At 71.7% G+C, this 24,472-nt stretch carries 19 protein-coding genes; 6 read left to right on the forward strand and 13 right to left on the reverse strand.

What is annotated here, in order from left to right; genetic code table 11:
* Position 1: 1 nt before the first annotated feature.
* The 4 genes from ntrB to C7444_RS10210 all read right to left on the reverse strand — a co-directional run bounded on the left by ntrB (position 2) and on the right by C7444_RS10210 (position 4,827).
* Positions 2 to 922 (reverse strand): nitrate ABC transporter permease, encoded by a 921-nt coding sequence (ntrB, locus tag C7444_RS10195; protein ID WP_245909500.1) that lies wholly within the window; start codon positions 920 to 922, stop codon positions 2 to 4.
* A gap of 28 nt (positions 923 to 950) precedes the next feature.
* Positions 951 to 2,204 (reverse strand): CmpA/NrtA family ABC transporter substrate-binding protein, encoded by a 1,254-nt coding sequence (locus tag C7444_RS10200; RefSeq protein WP_211317520.1) that lies wholly within the window; start codon positions 2,202 to 2,204, stop codon positions 951 to 953.
* 299 nt (positions 2,205 to 2,503) lie between these two features.
* Positions 2,504 to 3,901 (reverse strand): CmpA/NrtA family ABC transporter substrate-binding protein, encoded by a 1,398-nt coding sequence (locus C7444_RS10205; protein ID WP_110400863.1) that lies wholly within the window; start codon positions 3,899 to 3,901, stop codon positions 2,504 to 2,506.
* Between the two features lie 251 nt (positions 3,902 to 4,152).
* Positions 4,153 to 4,827 (reverse strand): DUF1045 domain-containing protein, encoded by a 675-nt coding sequence (locus C7444_RS10210; protein ID WP_110400754.1) that lies wholly within the window; start codon positions 4,825 to 4,827, stop codon positions 4,153 to 4,155.
* A 153-nt stretch (positions 4,828 to 4,980) separates the two neighbouring features.
* Between C7444_RS10210 and C7444_RS10215 the strand changes: the two genes are divergently transcribed.
* Positions 4,981 to 5,529: a GNAT family N-acetyltransferase gene (locus C7444_RS10215; protein ID WP_245909510.1), complete on the forward strand. Its 549-nt coding sequence runs from the start codon at positions 4,981 to 4,983 to the stop codon at positions 5,527 to 5,529.
* A gap of 10 nt (positions 5,530 to 5,539) precedes the next feature.
* On the opposite strand, the gene C7444_RS10220 is transcribed toward C7444_RS10215, so the two are convergent.
* From C7444_RS10220 to C7444_RS10245, 6 genes are read right to left on the reverse strand one after another with little or no spacing between them, the layout of a single operon-like run.
* Positions 5,540 to 6,274 (reverse strand): phosphatase PAP2 family protein, encoded by a 735-nt coding sequence (locus tag C7444_RS10220; RefSeq protein ID WP_110400755.1) that lies wholly within the window; start codon positions 6,272 to 6,274, stop codon positions 5,540 to 5,542.
* On the reverse strand, positions 6,271 to 8,091 hold the full coding sequence (locus tag C7444_RS10225; RefSeq protein WP_110400756.1) for a glycosyltransferase family 39 protein: 1,821 nt from the start codon (positions 8,089 to 8,091) through the stop codon (positions 6,271 to 6,273). Before C7444_RS10225 ends, C7444_RS10220 begins: the two co-directional genes overlap by 4 nt.
* The gene (locus C7444_RS10230) at positions 8,091 to 9,830 is read right to left on the reverse strand and encodes an ArnT family glycosyltransferase (protein ID WP_170130701.1); all 1,740 of its coding nucleotides are present in this window, start codon (positions 9,828 to 9,830) and stop codon (positions 8,091 to 8,093) included. The genes C7444_RS10225 and C7444_RS10230 overlap by 1 nt, the downstream gene beginning before the upstream one ends.
* A 4-nt stretch (positions 9,831 to 9,834) precedes the next feature.
* Positions 9,835 to 10,911, reverse strand: a complete 1,077-nt coding sequence (locus C7444_RS10235) for a glycosyltransferase family 2 protein (protein WP_110400758.1) — start codon at positions 10,909 to 10,911, stop codon at positions 9,835 to 9,837.
* Positions 10,912 to 10,923: 12 nt separating this feature from the next.
* On the reverse strand, positions 10,924 to 11,982 hold the full coding sequence (locus C7444_RS10240; protein ID WP_110400759.1) for a lysylphosphatidylglycerol synthase domain-containing protein: 1,059 nt from the start codon (positions 11,980 to 11,982) through the stop codon (positions 10,924 to 10,926).
* Between the two features lie 25 nt (positions 11,983 to 12,007).
* The gene (locus C7444_RS10245; protein WP_170130702.1) at positions 12,008 to 12,784 is read right to left on the reverse strand and encodes a phosphatase PAP2 family protein; all 777 of its coding nucleotides are present in this window, start codon (positions 12,782 to 12,784) and stop codon (positions 12,008 to 12,010) included.
* 218 nt (positions 12,785 to 13,002) lie between these two features.
* Between C7444_RS10245 and C7444_RS10250 the strand changes: the two genes are divergently transcribed.
* Positions 13,003 to 13,983, forward strand: coding sequence for an NAD-dependent epimerase/dehydratase family protein (locus C7444_RS10250; RefSeq protein WP_110400761.1), 981 nt, complete (start codon positions 13,003 to 13,005; stop codon positions 13,981 to 13,983).
* Positions 13,984 to 14,129: 146 nt separating this feature from the next.
* Positions 14,130 to 16,211 carry a putative bifunctional diguanylate cyclase/phosphodiesterase gene (locus C7444_RS10255; RefSeq protein WP_245909502.1) on the forward strand — a complete coding sequence of 694 codons (2,082 nt, stop codon included), beginning with the start codon at positions 14,130 to 14,132 and terminating at the stop codon, positions 16,209 to 16,211.
* A 10-nt stretch (positions 16,212 to 16,221) separates the two neighbouring features.
* On the opposite strand, the gene gshB is transcribed toward C7444_RS10255, so the two are convergent.
* The 3 genes from gshB to C7444_RS10270 all read right to left on the reverse strand — a co-directional run bounded on the left by gshB (position 16,222) and on the right by C7444_RS10270 (position 19,554).
* Positions 16,222 to 17,181, reverse strand: coding sequence for a glutathione synthase (gene gshB, locus C7444_RS10260; RefSeq protein WP_110400762.1), 960 nt, complete (start codon positions 17,179 to 17,181; stop codon positions 16,222 to 16,224).
* 136 nt (positions 17,182 to 17,317) lie between these two features.
* Positions 17,318 to 18,502, reverse strand: coding sequence for a benzoate/H(+) symporter BenE family transporter (locus C7444_RS10265; protein ID WP_211317521.1), 1,185 nt, complete (start codon positions 18,500 to 18,502; stop codon positions 17,318 to 17,320).
* Entirely contained in the window at positions 18,502 to 19,554 is a 1,053-nt protein-coding gene (locus tag C7444_RS10270; RefSeq protein ID WP_375136926.1) for an aminoglycoside phosphotransferase family protein, read from the reverse strand. Before C7444_RS10270 ends, C7444_RS10265 begins: the two co-directional genes overlap by 1 nt.
* Before the next feature lie 74 nt (positions 19,555 to 19,628).
* Between C7444_RS10270 and C7444_RS10275 the strand changes: the two genes are divergently transcribed.
* The 3 genes from C7444_RS10275 to rsmA are packed head-to-tail and all read left to right on the forward strand — an operon-like array spanning position 19,629 to position 24,335.
* Positions 19,629 to 22,166 carry an LPS-assembly protein LptD gene (locus C7444_RS10275; protein WP_146219372.1) on the forward strand — a complete coding sequence of 846 codons (2,538 nt, stop codon included), beginning with the start codon at positions 19,629 to 19,631 and terminating at the stop codon, positions 22,164 to 22,166.
* A complete protein-coding gene (locus C7444_RS10280) occupies positions 22,163 to 23,536 on the forward strand; it encodes a peptidylprolyl isomerase (RefSeq protein WP_110400764.1) in 1,374 nt (457 codons plus the stop codon). Before C7444_RS10275 ends, C7444_RS10280 begins: the two co-directional genes overlap by 4 nt.
* A 7-nt stretch (positions 23,537 to 23,543) precedes the next feature.
* Positions 23,544 to 24,335 (forward strand): 16S rRNA (adenine(1518)-N(6)/adenine(1519)-N(6))-dimethyltransferase RsmA, encoded by a 792-nt coding sequence (rsmA, locus tag C7444_RS10285; protein WP_245909503.1) that lies wholly within the window; start codon positions 23,544 to 23,546, stop codon positions 24,333 to 24,335.
* The last annotated feature ends 137 nt before the right edge of the window (positions 24,336 to 24,472 follow it).

A 24,472-nucleotide genomic window follows, 5' to 3' on the forward strand; every position in this document is an offset into this window, starting at 1 on the left:
ATCAGGAATAGTCGAAACGACGGGCGATGGACACCAGCAGGGCTTCCAGCCCCAGGCCGACGATGCCGATCACGAAGATCGCGATCAGGATGTTGGCCATGTTCAGGTTGTTCCACTCGTCCCACAGCCAGAAGCCGATGCCCTGGCCGCCGGTCAGCATCTCGGCGGCGACGATCACCAGCCAGGCGGTGCCCACCGCCAGCCGCACGCCGGTCAGCATGTAGGGCAGCACCGAGGGGAACAGGATCTTGCGCATCACCGTCCACTCCGACAGGTTCAGCACACGGGCGACGTTGAGGTAGTCCTGCGGCACCTGCCGCACCCCCACCGCCGTGTTGATGACCATCGGCCAGATCGAGCAGATGAAGATGGTCCAGATCGCCGCCGGGTTGGCCGCCTTGAAGACCACCAGGCCGATGGGCAGCCAGGCCAGCGGGGACACCGGGCGCAGCAGGCTGATGAGCGGGTCGAGCATCTGGTTCAGGAAGCTGAAGCGCCCGATCATGAAGCCCAGCGGAATGCCCACCAGCGCGGCCAGGCCGAAGCCCAGGGCGACACGCTGCAGCGACGACAGGATGTTCCAGCCGATGCCCTGGTCGTTGGGGCCGTTGACGTAGAACGGGTCGGAGAACAGCTTGACCGCCGCCTCCCAGACCGGCAGGGGTCCGGGCAGCTGCTTGTCGCCACTCTGGGCGACGGCCTGCCACAGCAGGAGGAACACCACAAAACCCAGCACCGGCGCCATCCAGCGGGCCAGGGTGCGGCGGCGCTGGGCTCGGGCCAGCGCTGCGCCCTGCTCCTTGGCCAGCACGCCGGGGGCGGTGGGCGCCGCGGCGGGCGCCTCGGCGATCCGGGCGGTCGCCTCCGCGGCCGACGGGGTCACCGCCGCGGCGGAGGACAGACTCATGGTCGAGGCATTCATGGATTTCTCCTGCAGTTTCACCGTGCGGTCAGGCCGCTTTGACCTTGAACCCGGCCGCGTACTTGGCCGGATCCTTGCCGTCCCAGGTCACGCCGTCGATCAGCTTGGACGTGCGCATGTCGGACTTGGGCACGTTGACCTTCACCTGGGCGGCCGCCTGCTTGTAGAGCTCGGTCTTGTTGACCGCCTTGGCCACGCCCAGGTAGTCCGGGTCGGTCTTCAGCAGACCCCAGCGCTTGTGCTGGGTCAGGAACCACATGCCATCCGACAGGTAGGGGTAGTTGACCGCGCCGTCGTTGAAGAACTTCATGTGGTTCGGATCGTCCCAGGTCTTGCCCAGGCCGTTCTGGTAGCGGCCCAGGATGCGCTGGTTGATCGCGTCCACCGAGGTGTTGACGTAGGACTTCTCGGCGATCACCTCGGCCATCTTCATCTTGTTCTGCAGGCCGGAATCGATCCAGCGGCCGGCGTCCAGGATGGCCATGATCATCGCGCGGGCGGTGTTCGGATTCTTCTCGACGAACTCGTTGGTCGTGCCCAGCACCTTCTCGGGGTGGTCCTTCCAGATGTCCTGAGTGGTCGCGGCGGTGATGCCGATGCCGTCGATGATGGCGCGGTGGTTCCAGGGCTCGCCCACGCAGTAGCCGTCCATGTTGCCCACGCGCATGTTGGCGACCATCTGCGGCGGCGGCACGGTGATGACCTTGGCGTCCTTCATCGGGTTGATGCCGGCCGAGGCGAGCCAGTAGTACAGCCACATCGCGTGGGTGCCGGTCGGGAAGGTCTGGGCGAAGGTGTATTCGCGCTTCTCGGTGGCCATCAGCTTGGCCAGGCCGGCCGCGTCGACCGCACCCTTGTCGGCCAGCTTCTTCGACAGCGTGATCGCCTGGCCGTTGTTGTTGAGCGTCATCAGCACGGCCATGTCCTTCTTCGGACCGCCGATGCCCAGGTGCACGCCATAGACCAAGCCGTAGAGCACGTGGGCCGCGTCCAGCTCGCCGTTGACGAGCTTGTCGCGCACGGCCGCCCAGGACGACTCCTTGGACGGGATGATCTTGATGCCGTACTTCTCGTCGAACTTCATCACCGAAGCCATCACGACGGAAGCACAGTCGGTCAGCGGAATGAAACCGATGCGGACTTCCTTCTTCTCCGGTGCATCCGAGCCCGCGGCCCAGACCCCCGTGGAGGCGCCCGCGACGGAGCCGGCGGCAGCCAGGGCAGCGGTGCGTTGAATCAACTCGCGCCGGGTCGTGTCGACCGGGCCTTGAGGCATCGTCATTGGCTTCACTCCAAAAAAAAGCGGCGTCACGATCGAGAACCGATACCCAGGTTTTCACCTCAGTACCGGGACGATCGGACGCCGTTGTCCAAAAATGTCCCACCTAGTGAGACCGCTACGCTGCGGTCTCGGAACAATGATTAGCAGGTGGCGTGCCAGGCCAAGGAAAACCCTTCCCGCCCCGGCCGGGGTCCGGTCGGCGAACTGCGCGCCATGGTGCAGCGCACCACAGTCATGCGCGGCGCACCGTCGTCTGCCACCACGCACCGTCTGCGCCCGTGCACGCCGGCCGCGCCCGCTCAACTGGCGCGGATCGCGAAGCTCGCGGCGTATTCGGCCGGACGCTGGCCGTCCCAGACCTTGCCGTCGATCAGCCGGCTGCTGCGCAGGTCGGACGACGGCAGGTTGATCTTCAGCTGCGACGCCGCCTGGCGATAGAGCGTGGTCTGGTTGATCGCCCGGGCGACCGACTGGTAGTCGGCCTCGCCGAACACCGCCGTGCGATCGCGCCCGGCGCGGTTGAGCTGGCGCAGCATCACGCCGTTGTCGCCCACGTCGCCCTTCATCAGGCCCCAGCGCTTGTGCTGGGTGATGAACCACATGCCGTCCGACAGATAGGGGTAGTTGACCGCGCCGTCGTTGAAGAAGCGCATGAAGTTCGCATCGTCCCAGGTGCGGCCCAGGCCGTTCTGGTAGTGGCCGAGGATGCGCTCGCTGATGGTGTCCACCGAGGTGTTGACATGGGCCGGGGCCGCGATGACCGCCGCCGTCTTGAGCCGGTTCGCCTGGCTGGCGTCGATCCAGCGGCTGGCCTCGAGCGTGGCCATGATCAGCGCCCGGGCCGTGTTGGGGTGGCGCTGCACGAAGGCGGCCGTGCAGCCCAGCACCTTCTCCGGATGGTCGGGCCAGACCTGCTGGCTGGTGGCCGCGGTGATGCCCACGCCGTCGGCGATGGCACGGTGGTTCCACGGCTCGCCCACGCAGTAGCCGTCCATGTTGCCGGCCTGCATGCGCGCCACCATCTGCGGCGGCGGCACGGTGATGATGCGGGCGTCACGCAGCGGATGGATGCCGTGAGCGGCCAGCCAGTAGAACAGCCACATCGCGTGGGTGCCGGTCGGAAAGGTCTGGGCGAAGGTGAACTCGCGCCGCTCGCCGAGCACCTGGCGCGCCAGCGTCGGGCCGTCGATCGCGCCCCGCTGCGCCAGCGCCTTCGACAGCGTGATGCCCTGCCCGTTGTTGTTCAAGGTCATCAGCACGGCCATGTCGGTCTTCGGGCCGCCCGCACCCAGGTGCATGCCGTAGACCAGGCCGTAGAGCGCGTGGGCCGCATCGAGCTCGCCGCTGGCCAGCTTGTCGCGGATGACTGGCCACGACGGCTCCTTGCTGAGCCGGATGCGGATGCCGTGCTTCTCGTCGAGCTTGAGCACCGAGGCCATCACCAGCGAGGCGCAATCGGTCAGCGGGATGAAGCCGACCCGGACCTCGCGCAGCTCCGGGGCGTCCGAGCCGGCGGCCCACACGCCACCAGGCCAGCTCAGCGCCGGGGCGGCGACCAGCGCAGCGGCCGCGCCCCGGCGCACGAAGTCGCGGCGGCGCGGGTCGGCCGGCGCGGCACAGGCCGGGGCTGCGGATGCCGGGGCCGGCACGGCATCGGTCGGAAGAAGCGGACCGCAGGGCGGCAGCGAGGTCGACATCGTCATGGAAGGGGCTCCTGAAACGCAAAAACGGCGCACCGATGCGCAGCCGTGGTGCGGGCCGTCATGAAGACGGGCCGCACCACGGAACGATCGGACGCCGTTGTCCTGTGGGGTTCCTGCCCCTTCGTCGGGGCAGCCTGCGCAGGGGCAGGATCGAGGTCGGACCGGTGGCCGTTTCAGGTCCACACGGTCTGATTCATCCCGTCACAAGCACGAGCCGTGCGAGCCGGTGCCCCCGGAGCAGGCGTTCAGGCCTTGCCGAGCGGGAAACGCTGGCTGAGGCGCAGCGGAGCCCCCGGGGCCAGCTCGACGAAGACGCTGAGCGCGTCGAAGGTCAGTGGCACGCTCAGCGCGGCGGCGAAATGCTCGCGGGCCTGCGCCAGCAGCTCGGCGCGCTGGCCCTCGTCGGCCAGGCGGTCGCTGAGGGTGAAGTGGTAGCGCCAGCGGTGCAGCACGTGGGGATAGCCCCAGCGGGCCAGCAGCGCCTGCTGGTCGTCGTCCAGCGGCGTGCTCAGGCGGCGGGCCGTCTCCGAGGCGCTCAGCGGCGCACGCAGTTCGTCGAGGTCGCAGACGCAGGCGTCGCCGATGTCCTGCAGCGGGTCGTTGACCCCCAGCGGCGTGACCAGCCGCAGCGCGATGAACTGGTCCAGTTCGCTGACCTGCAGCGCCGGCATCTCGAAAGGCTGGTGCGCCCGGGCCAGTGCGCGCACGGCCTGCTGCAGGGCCGGCACCACGATGCCCGCGGCCAGCCGCATCGGCGGCTTGAGGGTGGCGTGGAAGCCGTAGCGCCAGGGCTGGATGCGCCCGGGGGGCGGGCGGCCGATCTCGTCGGCACAGGGGTCGCGCCCGAGCCAGGAACAGCCGGCGGCCCACAGGGGATGCAGGATGGGGGGAACGTGGTAGACGGCGTAACGCTGGGTCATGAAGACGGGACCTGCCTCGGGAAGCTGCGTTGCACGATAGCGCGAAATGCAAAGTTTCAACAAGCTGTCAAACGCCCTGCCGACACTCGTGCTTCACGAATCGGCCCGTGGCGACAGCCACCCGCCGGACCGCAGGAGCACGCCTTGAACCCGATGAAAAAGCCGCTGCAGGCGCTGCAGGACCTCAAGGACCGCACCCGCGCCCGGGTGCAGCAGCACCAGGCGCAGCGCCGCCGCCACGAGGAGCCGCTGGCCCTGCGCCTGGCCACGGCCGAAGACCTGCCGGCGGTGCTGGCGCTGCTGGTCGCCGCCGGTCTCGACCAGCCCCGGGAGACCTCGCCGGAGCAGGCCCGCCGCTCGTGGGCGCAGTTGCACACCCACGGGGGCGAGGTCTGGCTGGCCGAGCGCGGCAGCAGCCTGCTGGGGGCGCTGACGCTGTTCGTGCTGCCGCTGCTGGCCCGTGGCGGCGTGCCGGGCGCGCTGGTCGAGGACGTGGCGGTGCATCCGCTGGCCCGGGGCCAGGGGGTCGGCCGGGCGCTGATGAACCAGGCCACCGAACGGGCCCGGGCGGCCGGCGCCTGCAAGCTGGCGCTGTCGTCGGGACAGAAGCGCAGCGGCGCGCACGCCTTCTACGACCGGCTGAGCCATGTGCGCCACGGCCGCAGCCTGCAGCTGCCCGCCGCGGGCGAGCCCGCGGCCTGAACCCGTCGCCTCAGGCCGGACGACGGCGCGACCGGCGCCGCCAGCGCCAGCCGACCCAGGCCCAGCGCACCACCAGCGCCAGGCCGGCCATGAACAGGCCGGCGAAGAGGATGTCGCTGAGGAAGTGACCGCCCTGCATCACCCGCCCGGCCCCCACCAGCAGGCCGCTGACGAGGCCGATGGCCCACCAGCGCCGCCGCACGATCGGACCGGCCCCCAGGCCGATGCCGATCAGCACGAAGCCGGTCGCCGCATGGCCGCTGACGAAGGAGCAGTTGGTCTCGCACAGCGTGCTGACCTGCCCGACCGGCTGGTGCGCCACCGTGCCGCCGAACTCGAGGGTATGCACCGGACGCGGGCGGCCGACGTGTTCCTTCAGCGCCCAGTTCACCATCAGGCCCAGGCCCAGCACCAGCATGGCCAGCAGGCCGATCGCCCGGCCGCGCCAGCGCTGCGGCCCGCCGGCGCCGAAGCGACGCCGGGGAATGCACACCAGCACCAGGCTGATCAGGCTCAGCCAGCGGCCGACGTGCGGCACGACCTGGTAGACCGCATGCACCAGCGGGTGGGCATCGCCGATGAAACGGGTCGGCTGGGTCGGGTCGTGGAAGAGGCGGCTGACCTGGGGATCGGTCTGCGGCCAGGTGCGGAACACCAGCAGCGTCAGCAGCAGGGCCAGCAGCCACAGGCCGAGCCCGCGCAGGTGACGGCGGCTGCCCCGGCCGGGCCTCGGGCCGGCACTCATGGCGCGGTCCCCTGGGCATCACGCCGCGAGGCGGCCCACAGCCGCAGCCGCAGCGTGCGGCCGGCCCCGTCGGGCTCGACCACCTCGGCCAGCAGGCGCGGTTCGTCGAGCCGGGCCAGCAGGCCGGCGGGCAGTTCGGCCGCACTCACGATCAGCAGCGGCTCCCGCGCGGCCGGGCTGCCGGCGGCGGCCCAGCGGGTGGTGAGCTGGAAATGATCCTGTGCAAAACGCTGGCCGGGCGGGGTCCAGGTGATCCAGCGGCGGCTCACGCCCGGGGCACCGGGCAGCTCGGGCTGGCCGGCCAGCAGCTCGCGCCACTGGTAGGAACCCATCGAGATCACCTGCCGGTCCATGCCGAGGATCTGCGCCTGCGGGTGCTGGCGAAGGAAGTCGCGGGCGGTGGGCGCCAGCCGCGCATAGGCCGGCCCCCAGGCGCGCATGCGCACCCAGATGTCCCACTGGCGCGGCAGCGGCTGATCGGGCGCACGGCCGAAGTGGCGCGCGATCGGGCCGGCCAGCGGCACGGCGGTGGTCAGCAGCACGTGCAGGCCCATCCCCGCCACGAGTGCCGCGGGCAGCCAGCGCAGGGCCGGCAGGGCCGCCGCGCCCGCGGGCACCGGCGCGGCAGGCCAGCGACGGGCCAGCCCGAGGCTGGCCCACAGGAACAGGCCGTGGGCCGCCGGGGCGGTCCAGTTGAGCTGCGCGCGGGAATGCCAGGCCTGGGTCAGCCCGACCGCCAGCAGGGGCAGGGCCAGCCAGAGCGCAAAACGACGCGCACGGGCCCAGCCCGACGGGTCGAAGGCCAGCGCCAACGGGGCTGCCGCGGCGGCGGGCGGGCCGCGCCGGGCCAGCCTCGCCACGCCGAGCGCCATCAGCAACAGCAGCCAGAACGGCCCGAACTGCAGCCACTGCCCGCCGACGAACTCGGCCAGCGAGCTGGCGGGGCTGCGCCCGCTGCCACGCTGCGACTCGGCCGTGATCTCGACGGTGTGCTGCAGCGTGGGCCAGCCGTGGTCGGCATTCCACGCCAGGTGGGGCAGCAGCATCAGCAGCACCACGCCGCCGGTCATCATCAGGCCCTGCAGGCGGGCCCGCAGCAGCGACAACGGCACGCCGCCGTCGCGGCCCGGCCAGGCCCACCAGGGGCCACGCTGGCCATGGGTCGGCAGCAGCACCAGCAGGCCGGCAGCCATCGCCAGCATGGTGTATTTGGACAGGATGCCCAGCGCCGCGAAGACGCCGAGCCACAGCCAGTCGCGGCGCTGCCCCCGCTCGAGGGCGGCCCACAGCCGCCAGCCCGCCAGCGCCCAGCACAGCAGCAGCGGCGCATCGGTGGTCACCGCCAGCCCGAGCAGGCCGGCGATCGGGCTGGTCATGAACAGCGCGGCGGCCAGCAGGCCGACCCGGTCGGCCCAGCCGGCCGCCTGGCGGGCACCGGACGCGTCGGCCGGCGTGGCCACCACCGCCAGCGCGAGGTCGCGGGCCCAGGCCGCCAGCACCGCGGCCGTCAGCGGATAGGCCAGCACGGTCAGCAGCTTCAGGCCGACCAGGCCGTTGCCGAACAGCGCGGTGGACGCGGCGATCAGCGCCGCGATCACCGGCGGCTTGGAGTAGTAGCCCCACTGCAGGTCGCGTGACCAATGCCAGTACTGCGCCTCGTCGACCTGCAGGGTCAGGTCGCCCGGGGCCATCGCCTCGGCCAGCACCACCACGCGCAGCAGGAACAGCAGCGCGAGCAGCAGCACCAGCACCATCAGGTGCGGCGCGGACCAGCCGGGCACGGGCGGCGCGACGGCGGCGGAACGGGAGGTGTTCATCACGGGGCGGCCGGCACGCCGTGCCAGCGGATCAGGGTGAGGCCGCCGGCGCTGTGGAGCGAGGTCCAGACCGGGCGATCGGCCGGCACGTCCGCGGCCCGGCGGGACGCGGGATCGGCGGCCAGCGTGGTGGTCAGCGCCTGCAGCTGGTCGCTGCGCAGCAGGGCGAGGTCACCCGGCCGCGGCGCGCGGCGCGGGGCTTCGCGGCGCGCGTAGACCGCGACGCTGGGCAGGTGCAGGCCCCACTGCACCAGCGTGGCCCGGGCCGGGGTGTCCGGCGCGGCCAGCTCGATGCGTGCCCGCTGCCCGGCAGCCCGCACCGGGCCCTGCAGCTGCTGGCCCCACCAGGGAGCGAGCACCCCGGTCAGCACCAGCGCGCCCGCCGCCGCGGCCAACCCGATGCGCACGAGGTCGGGCGTGGCCGACCGCGCCCCCCCGGTGCGGCGCCAGACCGGCGGGCCGGCCAGCACCAGGCTCAGCCCGGCCGCCGCGACCGCGGCGATCCACAGGCCGGTGAGGTCGGCGGGCTGGCCGATCAGCGCCCGGTAGAGCGCATCCTTCACCCCGTCGAGCGAGCGCAGCACGATCGCCGTGGCGAGCACCGCCAGCAGCGGCAGCAGCATCACGCACAGGCCCAGCGCCGCCTTGAGCACCCGCCGGTCGGCGCGGCCCGTCAGCTCGCTGCAGCAGCGCCCGGCCAGCAGCGCCAGCGGCGAGATGCCGTAGAGCGCGTAGTGCGGCAGCTTGGTGCCCGACAGGCTGAAGAACACCAGCACGAAGCCGGCCCACAGCAGCAGGAAACGGGCGGCGGGCTCGGCCCACCAGCGCCGCCAGCCCGCCAGCACCGGCAGCAGCAGCACGCTCCAGGGCATCAGCAGCAGCGGCATCATCAGCGCGTAGTAGCCGATGCTGCCACCATGGCCCTCGAGGGTGCCGCCGTAGCGCTGCAGGTTGTGGCGCACGAAGAAGCCGTCGATGAAGGCCATGCCGTGGCGGTCCAGCGCGTAGACATACCAGGGCAGCGCCACCAGCAGCAGGATCACCCAGGCCGGCGCGTCCCCCAGCAGCGCTCGGGCACGGGCCAGCCAGGCGGCACGCCCGGCGCACAGCGTCCACAACAGCCAGGCCGCGCCGGGCACGATGATCGCCACCGGGCCCTTGGTCAGCACGCCCAGGCCGATCCACAGCGCCGCACGCCGCAGCGCGCCACGGTCGCCCTCGCCTTCCAGGTGCCGCCACAGGTCGAGCGCGGCCAGCGTCAGCCACAGGTTGAGCACCGCATCGGCGGTCGCGGCCCGGCCGATCAGCAGCACCCCCACGCTGGTGCCCAGCACCGAGCCGGCCGCCACCGCGGCGGCGGCGCCCCAGCGTGGCCAGGCGAACAGCACCAGCGCCAGCGCCCAGCCCCAGGTCGCCAGCGCCGAGGGCAGGCGCAGCGCCAGCTCGCCCAGGCCGAAGACGGCCACGCTGGCCGCCTGCAGCCAGTAGATCAGGATGGGCTTGTCGAAGCGGGGCTCGCCGTTGAGCGTGGTGTGGCCCCAGTCCCCGCTGGCGAGCATCTCGCGGGTCGCCTCGGAGAAGGCCCCCTCGTCGACGTCGAACAGCGGCGCCGCACCGATGCGCAGCAGCGCCACGATCGCCATGGCCAGCGCCCACCACAGCACGAGCCGCGCTCCGCCGGGATCGGTCGCCGCCGTGGCGCGCCAGGAGATCGACGCCCCCTTCGATGGCCCGGCCATGGTTTCAGTCCGCCTGCGCCGCAGGGGCCGAGGACCAGCCGGCGTCGGCTGCCAGGCCGGCCTGCACGACCGCGTTGTCGGGCTTGAGCACATAGGGCGAGCCGTAGCGGCCGCCGTAATAGATGCGGATCAGCAGCTCCGACAGCACGCCGGTCATCAGGAACTGCAGCCCGCCGATGACGCTGAAGAAGCCCAGCGACAGCAGCGGCCGTCCGCCGATCGACTCGCCCAGCAGCTTGAGCACGCCCAGGTAACCCAGCACCGCCATGCCGAACGAGAGCACGCCCAGGCCCAGCACGCCGAAGAAGTGGCCCGGCCGCGCGGCGAAACGCAGGAAGAAGGTGACGGCCAGCAGGTCGACGATGACGCGCAGCGTGCGCGAGATGCCGTACTTGGAGGCCCCCGCCGTGCGGGCATGGTGCAGCACGGCCTCTTCGGCCATGCGGCTGGGCGAGGTCACGGTGGCCAGCCACGCGGGGATGAACCGGTGCATCTCGCCATAGAGCCGCACCTCGCGCAGCACGTCGGCGCGGAAGGCCTTCAGGCTGCAGCCCAGGTCCTGGAACGGCAGGCCGGTGATGCGGCGGATCAGGCGGTTGGCGATCCTCGAGGGCACCTTGCGCAGCCACAGCCCGTCCTGGCGGTTCTTGCGCCAGCCCGCGACGATGTCCATGTCGTCGTTGAGCAGCCGGGCGACCACCCGCGGGATGTCGCGCGGATCGTTCTGCAGGTCGCCGTCCATCGTGACGATGACGTCGCCTCGGGCGGCATCGATGCCGGCCTGCATCGCCGCGGTCTGGCGGAAGTTGCGCGCCAGACGCACGACCCGGATGTGCGGGCCGACCGTGGCGGCGTGGCGCTCCAGCGCGAGGCCGGTGCCGTCGCGGCTGCCGTCATCGACCACCACCAGCTCCCAGGGGTGGGGATAAGCCGCCAGCGCGCCCTGCACCGCATCGATCAGCGGCGCGGCGTTGTCGATCTCGTTGTACATGGGCACGACCACCGACAGGCGGTGCGCCGGCGCGGGCGGTGCGGAGAAGGCCGACGCGGACCCGGCGGACAGAACGGACGATGTAGACATGGCCACAAGCACTCAAAGAGGATTTTCAGAACGGCGGGCGGCCCACAGCCACGCCAGCAAGGCCGACGCGGCGCTGGTCGCCAGCCACAGCAGGTGCACGATCAGCGCCGCCCCCACCACCGAGGACGCCGTGACGGCGCCGGACCCACCGCCACCGGCCGCCCCGCCCAGCAGCGCCCCGGCCCAGACCCCGGCCTCGTAGGTACCGAGGCCGGCCGGCCCCTGCACCGGCAGCACGGCAGCCCACTCGCCGCCGAGCGCACCCCGCCAGGCGGCGGCCAGGTCGAGCGGCCCGATCGCCTGCAGCAGCAGCGCCGCCACCAGCAGCTTGAGCATCCAGTTGGCGACGCAGAACACCCAGGCCCGCCAGCCCCCGCGGCTGGAACGCAGGGCCTGGGCGATCTTGCGCAGGCCTTGCTGCACCCGTGCACGCCAGCCTGCGCCGGAGGGGGTGGCGGCCCCGTCGTTCGCCGGATCGGGCAGCGCCGCCTGCCAGCGCCGCCACAGCGGCGGCAGCAGCAGCGCCGCGGCCAGCGCGACGGCCGCGGCCAGCGCGGGCCCCCACCAGCCCGGCAGCGGGCTGAGCCCGGCCAGCGCCAGCAGCGCCAGCACCACGGCATCCTGCAGACGCAGCCACAGCAGGCTGGCCAGCGATTCGGTCAGCGGCACCTGCCAGCGCCGCAGCAGCCACCAAGCATAGCCGAGCTCCCCGCTGCGCAAGGGCAGCAGGCTGACCGCCGCGTTGTGCAGCACGAAGAGCTGCAGGCAGTCGCCGTAGCGGGCCTGCGTACGCGGACGCCACTCGGCGTGCAGCCGGGCCGCCCTCAGCGCGTAGCTGACCAGGATGCCCAGCACCCCGGCGGCCCAGACCCCCGGCGGCACCCGTGCGGCGGCCGCGTGCAGGGCCGGCCCGTCCAGCCCGGCCCCCAGCACCGCCAGCAGCACGACGGCCAGCACGATGCCCAGACCCAGCAGGATCAGCTTGCGGGTGGAACGGGGCGCGGGGGGTGGCAGGCCGGCGGCCTCGGCCAGCGGCAGGTCGTGATCGGACCCCGAGGTGCGCGACGTCATGCGCGAACGGGAGGCACCGGGGCGCTCATCGGGCCGGTCCCGGCGCCGACACCGCGGCCGGTCCGGACCGCAGCGACACCAGTCGCCACAAGCCCGCGGCCACGCCCAGCGTGCCGAGCACCCACTGCACCGGCTCGGCCAGGGGATAACCGGTGTGGGTGGTGAACATGGCCACGCCGGTGGCGATCTGGCCCGCGCCCAGGACCCGCTGGCCCACCGGGCGGGCCAGCCAGGCCGCCGCCGACCAGCGGCGGGTGGCCTGCAGGCTCAGCTGCGCCGCCACCAGGCCGACCGCGGCACCGGCCAGCACGTCACTGGGCCAGTGGGCGGCGGTGGTGATGCGCGAGCCCACCACCAGCAGCGCGGCGATCCAGACCAGCGCCTGCTCGCCACGACCGAGCGAGCGGGTGTGCAGCCACAGCCAGGCCATCGCCAGCGTGGTGATCGCATGGCCCGACGGCAGCGAGTTGTGCAGCAGCGGCTCGCCGATGACCTGCATCTGGTCGAGCGGCAGCACCGCCTGCGGGCGGGGCGTGCTGAACAGGCGCTTGAGCCCATGGGTCAGCAGGCCGCCGATCGGAAAACACCACAGCAGGCTGGCCACGACCGCCAGGCGGCGTTCGTCGCGCCCGGGGGACGCGGCCGCCAGCAGGATGAAGGCGCTCAGGCCCAGCCCGGCCACGCTCAGGCCGGCCCAGAACGCCGGGGCGATGCGCCCGGCGGCGTTGAGCATCAGGAACAGCGGGGCGTCCAGCGCGCCCAGGCGCAGCGCGGCGCAGCCGGCCAGCAGCAGCAGCGCCACCAGACACAGCGGCCACCAGCGCGGCAGGCAAAGCGTGGGAACCGGAGGAACGGGTGAAGACACGGCCGGCGGCAACTCGACAAGAAGGGGGTGGGACGGGCGCGTGACAGAAAGAACGATAATTCCGCCCTGAAGTCGGGCCTGCAGACCCGAAGCGGTGCATGGCACCCGAAACCCGCGCATTTTACACGCGCCCCCGATCTGGAGAGCCTGCCCTCATGGGATCCATCCTTGTGACCGGCGCCGCCGGCTTCATCGGCGCCCACGTCTCGGCCGCCCTCGCCCGTGCCGGCCACCGCGTGGTCGCCTGCGACAGCTACAACGACTACTACCCGGTCCAGCTCAAGCGCGACCGGGTCGCCGCGCTGCTCGATCCGCTGGGCGTGCAGGTGCAGCCGCTCGACCTGGCCGACGCCGCCGCCACCCGCGCCTTCTTCGAGGCCAGCGGCTGCGACGTGGTGCTGCACCTGGCCGCCCAGGCCGGCGTGCGCTATTCGGTCGAGCACCCGATGGCCTATGTGCAGTCCAACCTGCAGGGCTTCGGCTCGGTGCTGGAGGCCTGCCGGCACGGCGGCGTGAAGCACCTGCTCTACGCCAGCTCGTCGAGCGTCTACGGCTGGCGCGACAGCGGCGCCTTCACCGAGGACGACCGCACCGACACGCCGATGTCCTTCTACGCCGCCACCAAGAAGGCCAACGAGGCCATGGCCTACGCGACGGCCAAGGTGCACGGCCTGCCGGTCACCGGGCTGCGCTTCTTCACCGTCTACGGCCCATGGGGCCGTCCGGACATGGCGTACTGGAGCTTCTCGCAGGCCATCCGTCGCGGCCAGCCGATCAAGCTCTTCGCCGAAGGCCAGCTGCTGCGCGACTTCACCTGCGTCGACGACGTCGTCGACGCGCTGCAGCGCCTGATCGCGCGCGGCGGCCCGGCGCCCGACGCCCAGGGCGCCCCCGCCGAGCTGTTCAACGTCGGCCACCGCCAGCCGGTGAAGGTGGTGGACTTCGTGCGCACGCTCGAGGCCGCGCTGGGACGCCAGGCCTCGATCGAGTTCGCGCCGATGCAGACCGGCGACGTGCCCACGACCTGCGCCGACCCCTCCCGCCTGATCGCGGCCATCGGCCCGTGGAGCGCCACGCCGCTGGACGTCGGCCTGCCCGGCTTCGTGCGCTGGCTCGAGGCCTGGGACCCTTTGTGAACCAAGGCCGCGGACGGCAGGTCTGGGCAGTCGTTCACTGAAGCGGCGACCTCGAGAACCCGCGCCGGGCGACCACTGCAGGAAGCCCTCAGTTTTGTTCACTTCGCGCCGACAATCCGGGCTTGTAACGGATTATTGGTTGTGCCGTGACTTCCCATTCCCTGATCGATCCCCGGCCTGAAGCGGTCGCCCAGCCTGCCCTCCCCGAGGGCGAGCTGAGCGACCGGCGGGATCGTTTCGGGGTGCTGGAGCAGCTGTCGCACGCGACCTGGATCTTCGATTTCGACCGCCTGTGCATCCACTGGGCCAACCGCCAGGCACTCAAGCTGTGGCGCGCCGACACGCTGGAAGCCCTGGTGGCACGCGACCTGTCGGTGGACCTGTCGGACACCGTGGCCCGGCGGCTGCACCAGTACCAGAGCGACCTGGTCGACACCGACACCCGCTTCACCGAATGCTGGACGATCTATCCCGAGGGCCGCCCCTGCGCGATGCTGGTCGAGTTCAGCGGCATCCGCCTGGGTGACGGCCGCCTCGCGCTGTTCTGCGAGCACCTGGCCGACCACGGCAACAACCCGGCCATGCTGCGCAGCACCGAGGCGCTGACCCACACCACGGTGATGATCACGCTCTACAGCCGGGCGGGCGGCGTGCTCTACAGCAACCCCGCCGCCCGCGAGGCGGCCCCCGCCGGGCGCGAACAGCGGCACCGCTTCGTCCGGGAGCAGGACTACCACGCGCTGATGCTGGCACTGCACCTGCAGGGCAGGTGCCGGCTGATCGCGCCGGTGCTCACCAGCCGGGGCGAGCGCTGGCACGAGGTCTCGGGACACCGCTGCCGCGACGCGGTCACGGGAGAGCCGTCCTGGCTGATCAGCGAGGTCGACGTCAGCGACCTCAAGCGCACCGAGGCCCGCGCCCAGCACCTGGCCGACCACGACGCGCTGACCGGCCTGCCCAACCGGCACTACGTGACCCACGGTTTCCAGCACCAGCTCGAATCCATCGGCCGGGCCGGCGAGCAGGCCGCGCTGATCTTCATCGACCTCGACCGCTTCAAGCATGTCAACGACTCGCTCGGCCATGCGGCGGGGGACGAACTGCTGGTCGAGATGGCCAACCGGCTGCGCAGCGCCGTGCGGCACAACGACCGGGTCGCCCGGCTGGGCGGCGACGAGTTCCTCGTGCTGGCCACGGCCGACGACATCGCCGGCTACGTCGAGCAGCTCTCGAGCCGGCTGCTGAAGGTGCTGTCGCAACCGGGCGCGGTGCGCAACACCGAGGTGCAGGTCACCCCGTCGCTGGGCGTGAGCATCTACCCGCAGGACGGCACCGACATCCACACGCTGATGCGGCACGCCGACCTGGCCATGTACCGGGCCAAGGACGCCGGGCGCAACCGGGTCGCCTATTTCGCGCCCGAGATGACCGCGGCCGCGCAGAAGCGGCTGACGATGGAGTCCGAGCTGCGCCACGCGCTGGAGCGGCGCGAGTTCGTCGTCTACTACCAGCCCAGGGTCGACGTGCGGAGCAACCGCATCTGCGGTGCCGAGGCGCTGGTGCGCTGGCAGCATCCGAAGCGGGGGCTGATCGCGCCGGGCGTGTTCATCTCCTACGCCGAGGACTGCGGCCTGATCGGCGAACTCGGCGCCCAGGTGCTCGAGATCGCCGCCCGCCAGCAGGCCCGGTGGCAGGCGCAGGGGCTGGATCTGGCGGTGTCGGTCAACCTGTCGCCGCGGCAGTTCCTGGAAGGCACGCTGGTCGAGGAGATGCGCCGGACCGTCGAGGCCACCGGCTGCGACCCGCGCCGCATCGAGCTCGAGATCACCGAATCGGTGCTGCTGGGCAACGACGACAGCACGGTCGAGACGCTGGAACAGCTCGCCGGCATGGGTTTCCGCATCGCCGTGGACGACTTCGGCACCGGCTACTCCAACCTCGCCTACCTGCAGCGCTACCCGATCGACTGCCTGAAGATCGACCGCTCCTTCATCAGCAAGGTTGTCGACAGCGCCCAGCCGATCGCCGGGCTGATCATCACGATGTGCCGCATGCTCGGCGTGCAGATGGTGGCCGAAGGGGTCGAGACCCAGTCCCAGCTCGACTGGCTCAAGCAGCAGGACTGCCACCAGTACCAGGGCTACCTGTTCAGCCACCCGCTGCCGGCCACGGCCTTCGAGGCCCTGCTGCCCGGCCGGCTCGAGCCCGCGGCGGGCGGCGCGGACTGACCGGCTCGGCTCAGGCCGCGGCCATCAGCGCGCCCTCGAGCGCATCGACGAAACAGGCCGCCACGTCGAAGCCGGTCTGGTCGGTGATCTCCTGGAAGCAGGTCGGGCTGGTGACGTTGATCTCGGTGACGCACGCGCCGATCACGTCCAGCCCGACCAGCAGCAGGCCACGCGCGGACAGCACCGGCCCCAACTGCTCGGCGATCTCGCGGTCACGCTCGCTCAGCGGGCGGGCCACGCCCTTGCCGCCGGCCGCCAGGTTGCCGCGGATCTCGCTGCCCTGGGGGATGCGCGCCAGGCAGAACGGCACCGGCACCCCGCCGATGATCAGGATGCGCTTGTCGCCATCGACGATCTCCGGCAGGAAACGCTGCACCATCACCGTGGCCTGGCCATGCTGGTTCAGCGTCTCGATGATGGAGCCCAGGTTCAGCCCGTCGGCCCCGACCCGGAAGATGCCCATGCCGCCCATGCCGTCGAGGGGCTTGAGGATGATGTCGCCATGCTCGGCATGGAAGGCGCGGATCGCGTCGGCCTCGCGCGTCACCAGCGTGGGCGCGATCACGTCCGCAAACTCCATGATCGCCAGCTTCTCCGGGTGGTCACGCAGCGCCTGGGGCCGGTTGAACACCCGGGCGCCCTCACGCTCGGCCTGCTGCAGCAGATGGGTCGCGTAGATGAACTCCGGATCGAACGGCGGATCCTTGCGCATCAGCACCGCATCCGTGTCCGCCAGCGCCAGCTCGGCGGTGGCCACCACCTCGAACCAGTCGGCCTGCTCCCGCCCGGTCAGGATGATCGTGCGGCAGCGCCTGGCCACCACGCGCCCGCCGCGCACCCACACCAGGTCCCGGGGCTCGCACACCTGCAGCCGGTGACCACGCCGCGCCGCCTCGCGCATCATCGCGAAGGTGGAATCCTTGCTGGTCTTGAACGTCTCGATCGGATCGGCAACAAAGAGCAGGTTCATGATCGTCGGGCCGTCCGGGCGGCCGGTGTCTGGGTGGAATGAGGGGCAGTGTTGCACAGGCCACCGGATCCTGCCGACCCGCCCGGCCCGGCCCCTGGCACGTCAGGTGCCGACGACCGCACGACCGGCGGCGGGCTCAGCCCGCCGCCCGGGCGCTGCGGGCCTGGGCGAAGACCACGCAGACCGTGCCGGCGACCACGCCCCAGAAGGCCGAGCCGATGCCGGCCATCGACAGGCCGCTGAGCGTGACCAGGAAGGTGACCAGCGCGGGTTCGCGCCAGCGCAGGTCGGCCATCGCGACCCCGAGGCCCCCGCCGATGGTGCCCAGCAGCGCGAAGCCGGCCACCGCCAGCACCATGGCCTTCGGGAAGGCGCCGAGCAGGCCCGCGACGGCCCCGGCGACCAGGCCGACCGCCAGGTAGAACACGCCGGCCATGACGGCCGAGGGCCAGCGCCGGGCCGGATCCTCGTGGGCCTCGCGGCCCATGCAGATCGCCGCGGTGATCGCGGCGAGGTTGAGCGCATAACCGCCGAACGGGGCCAGCAGCAGCGTGGCCAGGCCGGTGGTGGCGATGACCGGCGAGACCGGCGTGTCGTAGCCGGCCGCGCGCTGGGCGGCCACGCCGGGCAGGTTCTGCGAGGCCATGGTGACGACGAACAGCGGCAGCGCGACGCCGAACAGGCCCCGCAGCGTGAACTCGGGCGAGGTCCAGACCGGCGTGCCCAGGCGCCAGTCGACCGCGTCGAGGTGCATCTGGCCGAGCGCGGCGGCCACGACCAGGCCGACCGCCAGCACGCCGGGCACCGCATAACGCGGCCACAGCCGGCGGCCGAGCAGGTAGGACAGGAACATGGCACCGACCAGCACCGGGTTGCCCGGCATGGCACCGAAGGCATCGAGCGCAAAACGCGCCAGCACGCCCGCCAGCAGCCCGGCGGCCAGCGGCTGCGGGATGCGGTCCATGACCCGCGCGAACAGACCGGTCGCCCCGGCCAGCGTGATCAGCACGGCGCAGACGACAAAACCCCCGAGCGCCTCGGGCAGGCTCACGCCGGCCGCGGCGCTGACGAGCATCGCCCCGCCGGGGGTGGACCAGGCGGTCAGCACCGGGCGGCGGTACCACAGGCTCAGGCCGATGCTGGTCAGCCCGGTGCCCACGCAGATGGCCCAGATCCAGGAGGTGACCTGGGCCGGCGTGGCGCCCAGCGCCTGCGCCGCCTGGAAGACGACCACGATCGAGCTGGTGACCCCGACCAGCATGGCCACGAAGCCGGCCACGACGGCCGACAGCGACAGGTCGCGCCAGAACAGCCGGCGCATCAGAAGGTGTAGCCGAACTTGACCTCGACGTTCTCGATGTGCTCGAGCAGGCGCGACAGCGGCCGCAGCACCGAGTAGCGCGAGGCGACGTGGTGGGCGTAGCGCCAGACCAGCGGGAGGTCCTTGAGGTAGCCGTCCTTGCCGTCGCGGTGGTTCAGGCGCGCGAAGATGCCGAGCACCTTCAGGTGGCGCTGCAGGCCCATCCATTCAAAATCGCGCCAGAAGGTGCCGAAGTCGTCGCCCACGGGCAGCCCGGCCTTGCGGGCCCGTTCCCAGTAGCGGGCTGCCCAATCGATCTGGATCGCCTCGTCCCACTCGATGTAGGCATCCCGCAGCAGCGAGGCCAGGTCGTAGGTGACGGGGCCGCGCACGGCATCCTGGAAGTCGAGCACGCCAGGCGCACCGCCGGTCACCATCAGGTTGCGGCTGTGGAAATCGCGGTGCACCAGCACGGTCGGCTGCACCTCGCAGACCTTGATGATGAGCTCGAAGGCGTCCTCGAGCAGCTGGCGCTGCGTGTCGTCGAGGGTGACGCCGCGGTGGCGGTGGACGTACCACTCGGGGAACAGGTCGAGCTCGCGCCGCAGCAGGGCGCGGTCGTAGGCGGGCACCGAGGTCGCCTCGATCCGCTGGAGCTGGATCAGGGATTCGAGCGCCGAGTGGTAGAGCCCGTCGACCACCTTCAGGCCGTCGCGGCTCGAGAAGTCCTGCGCCTGCAGCTCGGCCAGGAAGGTGCGGCTGCCCAGATCGCTCAGCAGCAGGAAGCCCTGCGCCTCGTCCCGGGCCAGCACCTCGGGTGCGTTCAGGCCGCCGTCGCGCAGCAGCGCGGCCACCTGCACGAACGGACGGCAGTCCTCGTGGCCGGGCGGCGCGTCCATGATGATGAAGGAGCCGCCCTCGCGGCCGTCGACGCGGAAATAGCGCCGGAAGCTGGCGTCGGCGCTGGCGGGGCGCACGCTGGACGGCTCGAGCCGGTGCGGGCCGGCCTGTTCACCCAGCCACTGTTGAAAGGCTCGCTGGCGGGCGCCATCGGCCCAGAGGATGTCTGACACGGCTTGTGGTCCTGCCCATGAAATAATCGATCGATTCTAGCGAGCGCCGCTCGCGGCCCCTGCCCGTCCGATTCGTGCCCCACACCCTGCCTGCCCGCTTGCGCACCCCGGCGATCGCCGCCATGGCGCCGACGCCCCCGCTGACCCCCCTGTCGCTGGTCCTGCTGATGGCCTGGCCGCTGCTGGCCACGCCCGCCCGGGCGGCCGATCCGGCCGAACCGTCGGCTGCCTCGACGGGTCTGCGGGCCGCAGCCCCGGCCGGTCTGTGCCGCCCGGTCACGCGGGGCAAGACCCGACCGGCGACCGGCAGCAGCGTGCAGGCCGGCCGCAACAACACCGGCGAGCTGGAGCTGGAAGCCGACCAGGTGCGCGGGCGCATCGGCGAGCAGCTGCTGGCCGAGGGTCATGTGCAGCTGCGCCGGGGCGTGCTGTCGCTGGAGGCCGACCAGCTCGAATACACCCAGGCCAGCGACCTGGCCCGGGCCACCGGCTCGGTGCACCTGCGCCGCGGCGACGACGTGTTCACCGGACCGGAGCTGGCGCTGGACACGACCCGGCTGGAGGGCCATTTCGACCGGCCGACCTACCGCTTCGGCCGCACCGATGCAGGCGGGCAGGCCGAGCGCATCGACTTCCTGGGCGCCAACCGCATGGCGGTGACCGGCGCGACCTACAGCAGCTGCGAGCCGAGCGAAGGCGAGACGCTGCCCTGGGTGCTGAGCAGCCGCCGCGTGCGCCTGGACTTCGACGCCAACGAGGGCATCGCCGAGGATGCGGTGCTGCGCTTCTACGGCGTGCCCATCCTCGCCGCCCCGGTGCTGAGCTTCCCGGTCACCGACGAGCGCAAGTCGGGCTGGCTGCCACCCACGATCGGCACGACCAGCTCGTCGGGCCTCGAGGTGTCGGTGCCCTACTACTGGAACATCGCGCCCCAGTACGACGCCACGATCACGCCGACGATGTCGTACAAGCGCGGCCCGGGCGTGGATGCCGAGGTCCGCTACCTGCAGCCCGGCTGGAGCGGCGAACTGGGCTTCTACGCCTTGCCCGACGACCGGGTGGCCGACCGCGAGCGCTGGGCCTGGCGCGCGCAGCACCGCGGCCAGATCGGCCCGGACATCGACTACCAGATCGGCGGCCTGCGGGTCTCGGACGACAACTACTACACCGACGACCTGCGGGGCGCGGACTTCCTGACCCCGCGGCTGCTGCCCACCCGGGCCCAGGCCCAGCGCCGCAGCAGCCTGCGCCTGGGTGGCGCCGAGGTGGAGCAGACGATCTACGCCCAGGTGCACACCTGGCAGCTGCTGCAGGACCGCTCCGACAGCACGCTGGTGACCACCCCCTACCGGCGCCAGCCCCAGGTCGGCGCCCGCTGGCGCACGGTCGACGGCCCGCTCGACTGGAGCCTGCAGACCGAGGCCAGCCGCTTCACCAATGCCGACACCTCGCTGATCTCCGGCGACCGGGTGCACCTGCAGGGCAGCGTCGCCTGGCCGCTGGGCGACGGCGGCTGGAGCCTGACGCCACGGCTGGCCTTCAACGCCGCCAGCTACCAGACCGACACCGCCATGTCCGACGGCCTGCGCTCGCGCAGCCGCTTCATCCCGACCTTCACGCTCGACAGCCGCTGGACCTTCGAACGCCCGACCGAGGCCTTCGGACGGGCGCTGACGCAGACGCTCGAACCCCGGCTGCGCTACGTGAAGACCCCTTACCGCGACCAGTCGACGCTGCCCAACTTCGACAGCGCCGGACTGGACTTCAACACCGACTCGGTCTTCGCCGACAACAGCTTCTCCGGCACCGACCGCATCTCGGACGCCCACCAGATCACCGCCGGGGCGAGCACCCGCTTCCTGGCCAGCGACACCGGCGGCGAGCTGGCCCGCTTCACGGTCGCCCAGCGCTTCCTGCTGTCGGACCAGCAGATCACGCCCGAAGGCACGCCGCAGACCCGCCGCTTCTCCGACCTGCTGCTGCAGGCCTCGACCAGCGCGCTGCGCAACCTGAACCTCGACGGCATCGTCCAGTACGACACCGATCAGCAACGGGTCAAGCGCACCATCGGCAGCGTGCGCTACACGCCCGGGCCCTACCAGGCGCTGAGCGCGTCCTATCGCCTGCAGCGTGGCTCCAGCGAGCAGCTCTCGCTGGGCTGGCAATGGCCGCTGGCGGGCTGGGGCACCGGGCGCCGCACACCCGCGGCCGAGGCCGTGCAGCAGACGTCGACCCTGGCGCTGGACCGCACGCCACGCGGCGGCAATGACTGCAAGGGTGCGCTCTACGGCGTCGGCTGGGTCGACTACAGCCTGCGCGACCAGCGGCTGACCAGCACCGTGCTCGGACTGGAATACGATGCCGGCTGCTGGATCGGCCGCCTGGTCGCCCAGCGCCAGTCGGTGGCCAACAGCTCGTCGAACACCAAGCTGATGCTGCAGATCGAATTTGTCGGCCTGTCGAGGCTGAGCCTGGGCTCGAACCCGCTGTCGTCGTTCAAGGACAATATCCCCGGCTACCAGATGCTGCGCGACCCGCAAGGTCGCAACGACGTCAGCGACGACATCACCCCCTACAACCGGTCCTTCAAAGGCGTGAACCTTTTCCCATGACGGTGCTGCTGCCCTTCCTTCGCCGCCACGCGCCCCTGACCGGTCGCGTGCCCGCCACCCCCTGGCGCCGCCTGGGACGACTCGCCGGCCTGGCCCTCGTGCTGGGTGGCGCCGCCCTGGCCGCTCCGCCGGACGCGCTGGCGCAGCGCCGGGGTGGTGACTACATCGTCGCCGTGGTCAACCAGGAGCTGGTCACCAACAACGAGGTCCAGCAGCGCATCGCCCGCGCCGAGCAGGAAGCCGAGCGCACCAGCGCCCGCCTGCCTGCACGCAGCGACCTGCAGCAGCAGATCCTCGACCAGCTGATCGACGAGCGCACCCAGCTGAGCTACGCCCGCGACACCGGCGTCAAGGTCGAGGAGGCCGAGGTCGATCGAGGCCTGGCCAGCATCGCCTCGCAGAACCAGCTGACGCTCGCGCAACTGCGCGAGCGGCTGCAGAACGAAGGCCTGGACTACTTCCGCTTCCGCAGCAACCTGCGCGACCAGATCGCGCTGGACCGGGTGCGCGAGCGTGAGGTGCAGGCCCGCATCCGCATCACCGACACCGACATCGAGAACTGGCTGGCCGAGCAGCGCCAGCGCTCGGGGGCGGCGACCGAGTACAACCTGGGCCAGATCCTGATCGCCGTGCCGGAGAACGCCACGCCGGCGCAGGTGGCCGAACGGCGCGCCCGCGCGGTGCAGGCGCTGCAGCGCCTGCGGGCCGGCGAAAGCTTCGGCGCGCTGGTGCGGGAGCTGTCGGACGGCCCCAAGGAGCGCGACGGCTCGCTCGGCCTGCGACGTGCCGACAAGCTGCCGGACCTGTTCGTCGATGCCGTGCGGCCGCTGCGCACCGGCGAGGTCGCTCCGCAGGTGCTGCGTTCGGGCGCGGGCTTCCATGTGCTGAAGGTCATCGAGCGGCTCGAGGCCGCGCTGTCGGTCCAGCAGCACCGGGCACGCCACATCCTGCTGCGTCCCGGCCCGCAACTGAGCGAAGCCGCGATCGTCAGCCGCCTGCAGGACTACCGGCGCCGCATCACCGCGGGCACCGCCCGCTTCGACGACCTCGCGCGCCGCAACTCCGAGGACGGCAGCGCGGCCAGCGGCGGCGACCTGGGCTGGGCCGGCCCGGGGCAGTTCGTGCCGGAATTCCAGCGGGTGCTGGAGCAGCTGAACCCCGGCGACCTGTCCGAGCCGGTGGTGTCGCGTTTCGGCGTGCACCTGATCCAGCTGATGGAGCGGCGGGAGGTGCGGCTGGACGTGCGCGAGCAGCGTGAAGCCGCCCGCAACGCGCTGCGTGAACAGAAGTACGAAGAGGCCTACCTCGAATGGGCGCGCGAGCTGCGCGCCCGGGCCTATGTCGAATTGCGCGAACAGCCGGGACAGTGACCCCCACGTGAAACAGCACCTTGCCCGCAAACGTTTCGGCCAGCATTTCCTGACCGACATCGCCATCCTCGAGGACATCGTCCGCGCCATCGACCCGCAGCCGGGAGAGGCGCTGGTCGAGATCGGACCCGGCCTGGGCGCGATGACCGATCCGGTCGTCGCGCTCAGCCGACAGCTGACCGTGGTCGAGCTCGACCGTGATCTGGCCGCCCGCCTGCGCAAGCGGCCGGAGCTGTCGGTGGTCGAGTCCGACGTGCTGAAGGTCGATTTCCGCGCCCTGGCCGCGGCGGCCGGGCAGAAGCTGCGCATCATTGGCAACCTGCCCTACAACATCTCCAGCCCGATCCTGTTCCACCTGCTCGACCAGGTCGACGTCGTGATCGACCAGCATTTCATGCTGCAGAAGGAAGTCGTCGACCGCATGGCGGCCCGCCCGGGCTGCAAGGATTTCGGCCGCCTGTCGGTGATGCTGCAGTGGCGCTACGACATCGAGGCGCTGTTCGACGTCGGCCCCGAATGTTTCGATCCGCCACCGCGGGTCGATTCGGCCATCGTGCGCATGCAGCCGCTGGCCCATCCGCCGGAACTCGACAGCCGACGCTTCAGCGAGATGGTCGCCATCGCCTTCTCGCAGCGCCGCAAGATGCTGCGCAACACGCTGGGCCACTGGATCGAGGCCCAGGGGCTGGACACCGACTTCGACCTGCAGCGCCGGGCCGAGGAGGTTCCGGTCGAGGACTACGTGGCGCTGGCCCAGCTGGCCGGCCCGATCCCGGCGCCGGAGACGGCCGGACACTGACTCCTGCGATCTGCAGACCGGCCGCACACGAAAAACGGCCCGCCGAGGCGGGCCGTTCGTTCGTTCAGAGGTTCGACGCCAGATCCTGCGGCACCCCGGACCCGGGTGGCCGCCTGATCCTGCTCACGCCGCCGCGA

Origin of the sequence: Sphaerotilus hippei, from assembly GCF_003201595.1 — a bacterium.
Taxonomy (GTDB): Bacteria; Pseudomonadota; Gammaproteobacteria; order Burkholderiales; family Burkholderiaceae_C; genus Sphaerotilus; species Sphaerotilus hippei.